Below are 5,303 nucleotides of genomic sequence, written 5' to 3'. Positions count from 1 at the left end.
GGCTGGGAGAACCAGCCCCGCCGGCGTTTGAGGCGCGGGGTCCGGGGCGGAGCCCCGGGAGCGGACCCGCCGGGGCACCACGGCGCAGCCACCGGGGCCCGGGGCGCAGCCCCTGCGCCCCCGCAGCCGACCCGCAGGGTCAGGACAGCGCGGCCACCCGGTCCCGGTACCCCCGCACCGCCGCCGCGTCCCGGTACGGCTCCAGCCGCCGCTCGAAGTCCCGTACGTACTCCACCGCCCGCACCGACCGCATCTCCATCGCCTGCTGCGCCGCCTCCGCGCCCAGCGCGCACGCCTGGTCCAGCTCGCCCAGCCCCAGCCGCGCCGTGGCCAGCACCACCCGGCAGAACAGCCGCGAGCGCGCGTACGAGGGCGCCCGCAGCTGCAAGGACCGCTCCGCGTGCTGCGCCGAGGCCCGGTACTGCTGGAGGTCCCGGTGGCAGTGCCCGAACTCGTCCGCGAGCTGCGCCTCGTCGTAGTCCCGCGCCCAGTGCGGTACGTCGTCCCCCGGCCGGGCCGCGCCGAGCGCCCGCTCGGCCCGCACCAGCGAGGCCGTCGACGCCCTGACCTCCCCGAGCACCGCGTGCCCGCGCGCCTCCGCCGAGTGCAGCAGCGCCTGCACCACCGGCGGCGGCCCGGAGCCGACGCCCTGCTGGGCCACCCGGGCCAGCTGCACCGCCTCCCGGCCGTGGCCGAGGTAGACCGCCTGCCGGCTCATCGTGATCAGCACGTACGCCCCGTACGGCCGGTCCCCGGCGGCCTGGGCCAGGCGCAGCGCCTGGACGAAGTACCGCTGGGCGAGCCCGTGCGCGGCGATGTCGTACGAGGTCCAGCCCGCGAGCCGGGTCAGATCGGCGGCGGCGGAGAACAGCCGGCGCCCGGTGGTCTCCCCGTAGGTGCCGCGCAGCATCGGCTCGGCCTCGTGCTCCAGGTACCGCACCAGGGCCTGGCGGGCATGGCCGCCTCCGTAGGCGTGGTCCAGGGTGCGGAACAGCTCGCCCACGGATCTGAGCGCCGCGATGTCACCGCCCGTCACCCGCTGCCCGGGACCGCGGTCGATCTGCCGCTGCCGGGGCACCGAGGTCCGGCCGGGCAGCGGACGGTTCTGTTCGGGACGGCTCTGTTCGGGAACGCGCGCCGCGGCCTGCTCCGCGCCCCGGCCGACCCGTTCGTCGGCCCGCCCGATCAGCCAGTCCCGGCTGGGCACCACCAGCCCGGCCGGGGTGAAGGCGATCTTGCGCAGCTCGGCGTGCGAACCGGAGTCCTTGCGCCAGAGCCCGCTCGCGATGTCGACGGCCTCCTCGGGGGTGGCCGCGAACTCCAGCCCCGCGTACACCGGGGCGCACGCGTCCAGGCCCAGGTCCTGGGCCGACAGCCGCCGCCCCAGGCGCCGGGTGAACACCTCCGCGATCAGCGCCGGGGTGGTGCCGCGCGGCTGCTGCCCGCGCAGCCAGCGGGTCACGGAGGTCTTGTCGTACCGCAGATCGAGACCGTGCTCCAGACCGAGCTGGTCGACACGGCGGGCGAGCCCGGCGTTGGAGAACCCGGCCTCGGCGATCAGTGCCGAGAGCTGCCGGTTGGGGACACGCTGGGCAGGTCGTTCCGTCATCGGCTCCACGGTCTCCTGACGTGACGGACCGGAGTCCCGGCCCTGTGAACGGCGTGAATGTAGCGGCGAACCTCGCCTGTACCGCCCTCTCTGTCCCACATTCATCCGATCGTGTGCAGAACCGGTGGGTCTCTTTACGGACCGACCCCCTTCACCCGCGTACGCTGCGCCCCATGACCCGCCGGCCCCCCGGGGAGCCTCCCCCCGCGAGCTGCGAGCGCCCCGACGGCGCCGGCAGCCACGCAGAGTCCACGGCCCCGCCGCACGTGCCCGAGCTGGCCGCGCCCGAGCTGACCGAGGCGGAGTGCCGGCGGTGCGGGACCTACATCGCGGGTCTGGACGGGCGCTACGCGTGCGGGGTCTGCGGCTGGGTGAACGACCACACCGAAGGGCATCGCCGGCTGCCCCGGGCGGACGAGGACCCGGACCGGCCGCCGAAGGGCCGCAGGCGGCCGAAACAGCTGCCCGGACCCCCGGATCCCGGGGTGTGGGCGGTGCCCGGGACGGGCGCCTGACGGGGAGCGCTGGGGCCGCCGTACCCTTGCCTGGTGCGATAGGTGCACACAGCAAGTTCGTCGGCAGGTTCAACGAGGAGGCGCCGCGGTGGCTGAGCTTGGGTTTGTCCGCATGGGCTTCGGCCCGGAGGCCGTCGAGTACACGGTGGCCTGGGAAGAGCAGCGCCGGGTGCACGCGGCCCGCTTCGCGGACGAGATCGAGGACACCTGCCTGCTGCTGGAGCACCTGCCGGTCTACACGGCCGGCCGGCGCACCGCCGAGAACGAGCGCCCGCTCGACGGCACGCCCGTCGTGGACGTGGACCGCGGCGGCAAGATCACCTGGCACGGCCCGGGCCAGCTGGTCGGCTACCCGATCATGAAGCTGCCCCGCCCCGTGGACGTGGTCGCCCACGTCCGCCGCCTGGAGGACGCGCTGATCCGCACGGCCGCCGAGTTCGGCCTGGAGACCACCCGCGTCGAGGGACGCAGCGGGGTCTGGGTGCTCGGCGACCCCGTGGAGGAGCGCCCGAAGATCGGCGGCCTCTCGCTGGACCTCGACCCGAGGCTGCACGACGAGGAGTTCGACCCCCGGCTGAACGGCCCCGAGTACGCCCCGTCCAACGCCGGCCAGCGCCGCGAGGACCGCAAGCTCGCCGCCATCGGCATCCGGGTCGCCAAGGGCGTCACGATGCACGGATTCGCGATCAACGTGAACCCCGACAACACCTGGTTCGACCGGATCGTCCCCTGCGGGATCCGGGACGCCGGTGTGACCTCGCTCTCCTACGAGCTGGGCCGCGAGATCACCATCGCCGACGTGCTGCCGGTGATCGAACGGCACCTGAAGGACGTCCTGGAGCAGGCGGAGCTGCGGCCCCGCGCGATAGAGCCGGCCGCCGGCTAGCCCCCGGGGGAATGGGTCGGGCACCCCGCAGGTTGGCCGACGTAAGAGCGTATGAAATTACGGGCGTACCCTGGTGGGCGCCGAAGAATCGAAGTCACAGGGAGCCGGTCGTGTCCGCAGTCGCACCCGACGGACGCAAGATGCTGCGCCTCGAGGTCCGTAACGCCCAGACCCCCATCGAGCGCAAGCCCGAGTGGATCAAGACCCGGGCGAAGATGGGCCCCGAGTACACCAAGATGCAGGCCCTGGTGAAGGGCGAAGGACTGCACACGGTGTGCCAGGAAGCCGGCTGTCCGAACATCTACGAATGCTGGGAGGACCGCGAGGCCACCTTCCTCATCGGTGGCGACCAGTGCACCCGGCGCTGCGACTTCTGCCAGATCGACACGGGCAAGCCCGAGGCGCTGGACCGCGACGAGCCCCGCCGCGTCGGCGAGTCCGTGGTCACCATGGACCTGAACTACGCCACCATCACGGGCGTCGCGCGCGACGACCTGGCGGACGGCGGAGCCTGGCTCTACGCGGAGACCGTGCGCCAGATCCACCAGCAGACGGCGGGCCGCGAGAGCGGCCACACCAAGGTCGAGCTGCTGGCCCCGGACTTCAACGCGGTCCCGGAGCTGCTGGAAGAGGTCTTCGCCTCCCGCCCCGAGGTCTTCGCCCACAACATCGAGACGGTGCCGCGCATCTTCAAGCGGATCCGCCCCGGCTTCCGCTACGAGCGCTCGATGGACGTCATCACCCGGGCGCGGGCCTACGGCCTCGTCACCAAGTCCAACCTGATCCTGGGCATGGGCGAGGAGCGCGAGGAGGTCAGCCAGGCGCTGAAGGACCTCCACGAGGCGGGCTGCGAGCTCATCACCATCACGCAGTACCTGCGGCCCTCGCCGCGCCACCACCCCGTCGAGCGCTGGGTGAAGCCGGCCGAGTTCGTGGAGCTGGCTCAGGAGGCCGAGGAGATCGGTTTCTCCGGCGTCATGTCCGGCCCGCTCGTCCGGTCCTCGTACCGCGCCGGCCGTCTCTACCAGCAGGCGATGGAGAAGCGCAGCGCGACCGTCTGAGGCGCGTGATGCGGGTGGTATGTGAACTCGCGCACAAAGTCTTACTTACGGGTAACACCGCACCGATGCGGCCCCTAGGCTCTCTCCAGTGGGAGTCCTGGTGGGCCGCATCAAGGTTTCATCACTGTTTGACCAGTCGGTCATCCCCTGGTAACACCAGTCAGTGACGATTGTTCGACGCACCGCACACACGCTTGGCAACCCCCGACGTGAGCTCCGTGAAAGGGTCGACACCATGCAGGCCGCGCCCGTACGCGCCATCGCCATCCCGTCCTTCACCGACGCCGTCCGCGGCCTGGAGTCGCTGCTCATGAGCGGCGCCCGCCGGAACGCCTGGACGGCCGTCCTCGAGGACCGCCGCAGGGCCCAGGACCGGGTCGAAACCGAGCACGTACTCGAGGCCGCGGCGACCCGGACCGAGAAGGCCACGTAAACTTCGCTGCATGGCGAGGAAGTCAAACGCAGAGACTGCTGCGAACCCCGGGCGACTGAAGCAGATCGCCCTGACGTACAAGATGACGCGCAAGGCCGACCCGAAGGTCGGTCTGATCGTCGCGGGCGTGGGAATCGTCACCTTTGGTGTCTTTCTTGCGATCGGCTTCCTGATCGACCACCCGGTGTACCTGGGCATCCTGGGCTTCCTGGTGGCGTTCCTGGCGATGGCGATCATCTTCGGACGGCGAGCCGAGACGGCCGCCTTCGGACAGATGGAGGGACAGCCGGGCGCGGCCGCGGCCGTACTGGACAACGTGGGCAGGGGCTGGAGCACCACCCCCGCCGTCGCGATGAGCAAGCAGCAGGACATCGTCCACCGTGCCGTGGGCAAGGCGGGCGTGGTCCTGATCGCCGAGGGCAACCCGAACCGGGTGAAGCCGATGCTCGCGAACGAGAAGAAGAAGCTGGCCCGGATCATGCCCGACATCCCGGTCCACGACTTCATCGTGGGCACGGGCCAGGGCGAGGTGCCGCTCAAGAAGGTCCGTACGACCCTGATGAAGCTGCCCCGCGTGCTCTCCGGCCCCCAGATCACCCAGGTCAACGACAAGCTGCGGGCCATGGGCGACTTGCTGAGCAACATGCCCATCCCGAAGGGCCCGATGCCCAAGGGGATGCGCATGCCGCGCGGCGGAAAGATGCGCTGATCCGCTTTTCGTATACGACACAGAGGGGGGGGGGCGGGGGGGGGCGGGCGGGCCGCGCCCCCCCCCCGGGGGGTGGAACGGGGAGACGGC

6 protein-coding genes are annotated in these 5,303 nt (G+C 71.8%); 5 read left to right on the top strand and 1 reads right to left on the bottom strand.

The annotated features are described in order from the left end of the window. Positions 1-139 precede the first annotated feature (139 nt). Positions 140-1,609 carry a regulator gene (locus tag ABZY57_RS31805; RefSeq protein ID WP_356517864.1) on the bottom strand — a complete coding sequence of 490 codons (1,470 nt, stop codon included), beginning with the start codon at positions 1,607-1,609 and terminating at the stop codon, positions 140-142. A gap of 173 nt (positions 1,610-1,782) precedes the next feature. On the opposite strand from ABZY57_RS31805, the gene ABZY57_RS31800 reads away from it, so the two are divergent. The 5 genes from ABZY57_RS31800 to ABZY57_RS31780 all read left to right on the top strand — a co-directional run bounded on the left by ABZY57_RS31800 (position 1,783) and on the right by ABZY57_RS31780 (position 5,213). Beyond that, positions 1,783-2,124: a hypothetical protein gene (locus ABZY57_RS31800; RefSeq protein ID WP_356517862.1), complete on the top strand. Its 342-nt coding sequence runs from the start codon at positions 1,783-1,785 to the stop codon at positions 2,122-2,124. An 88-nt stretch (positions 2,125-2,212) separates the two neighbouring features. Next, on the top strand, positions 2,213-3,010 hold the full coding sequence (gene lipB / locus ABZY57_RS31795; protein ID WP_356517860.1) for a lipoyl(octanoyl) transferase LipB: 798 nt from the start codon (positions 2,213-2,215) through the stop codon (positions 3,008-3,010). Between the two features lie 110 nt (positions 3,011-3,120). After that, a complete protein-coding gene (gene lipA, locus ABZY57_RS31790) occupies positions 3,121-4,071 on the top strand; it encodes a lipoyl synthase (RefSeq protein ID WP_356517858.1) in 951 nt (316 codons plus the stop codon). A 235-nt stretch (positions 4,072-4,306) separates the two neighbouring features. After that, positions 4,307-4,504: a hypothetical protein gene (locus ABZY57_RS31785; protein ID WP_266909348.1), complete on the top strand. Its 198-nt coding sequence runs from the start codon at positions 4,307-4,309 to the stop codon at positions 4,502-4,504. A gap of 10 nt (positions 4,505-4,514) precedes the next feature. Continuing rightward, entirely contained in the window at positions 4,515-5,213 is a 699-nt protein-coding gene (locus tag ABZY57_RS31780) for a DUF4191 domain-containing protein (RefSeq protein WP_356517856.1), read from the top strand. The last annotated feature ends 90 nt before the right edge of the window (positions 5,214-5,303 follow it).

It is taken from the genome of Streptomyces sp. NPDC006450, from assembly GCF_040612195.1.
Taxonomy (GTDB): domain Bacteria; phylum Actinomycetota; class Actinomycetes; order Streptomycetales; family Streptomycetaceae; genus Streptomyces.
This window is presented reverse-complemented; position numbering and strand designations above follow the sequence as displayed.